General features: G+C 26.7%; 1 protein-coding gene. It reads left to right on the top strand.

What is annotated here, in order from left to right; all coding sequences use genetic code 11:
* Nucleotides 1-798, top strand: a 798-nt coding sequence (locus AWT72_RS08690) for a P-loop NTPase family protein (protein ID WP_156413145.1), incomplete at its 5' end; no start/stop codon positions are given.
* Between the last annotated feature and the right edge of the window lie 5 nt (nt 799-803).

The raw sequence follows: 803 nt of genomic DNA, 5'->3' as shown, positions 1-803 counted from the left end.
AATTCAATATTTTCAGCATTAAATAATAAGGTAATAAGTAATGTACTAGATATTAAAACAAGTAAATTTGCTGATTTATTCGGCTTCACACAAGAAGAAGTAGATTATTGGCTAGAAAAACTAGGTTTAATGAGTGAGAGAGAAAGATTAAAAGAATATTATGATGGTTATAGAATAGGTGATATTGATATGTATAACCCTAATTCATTATCAAGAGCTTTAGATTCATTAACTATTGATAAAAATATAGCATTAGAATCACATTGGGTAGCAACAGGTTCAAATAGTATAATGGAAAATATATTATCAAATTACTTTGATACAAGTAATTTATCAAAAGAATTATTTAGTTTAATTAATGGAGAATTAGTAGAAGCAAAGGTAAAAAAAGAATTTACAAATAAGAATTTAAGTGATTCAGAAGCCTTTTATACTTTCTTACTATATGCAGGTTACTTAACAGCAGAACAAGTTGCAGGTAATAAAATATCAGTGAGAGTTCCTAACAAAGAAATTAAAGATGCAATGCAAGATATGGCAAGTGAAATATTGAATACTGCTAAAAATGAAAAATATCTAGCACTTAAAGAAGCAGTAGATAGATTTGATATAGAGTTAATGCAAGAAGCATTTCAAGATATATTAAAACAAGTATATGCAAAAGATATTAAGACATATGAGAGAGCATATAGAACATTAATAGCAACCCTATTTAATTTATCTGGTTATTATATAGCCAAAGTAGAACAAAAAGCAGGTATAGGAGAAGCAGATATAATATTACTACTCTGTCTATAAAACAC

This window comes from Oceanivirga salmonicida (genome assembly GCF_001517915.1).
In the GTDB taxonomy this organism is placed as follows: domain Bacteria; phylum Fusobacteriota; class Fusobacteriia; order Fusobacteriales; family Leptotrichiaceae; genus Oceanivirga; species Oceanivirga salmonicida.
Note: the sequence above shows the minus strand (reverse complement) of the source record. Positions and strands in the feature narration are given on the sequence as shown.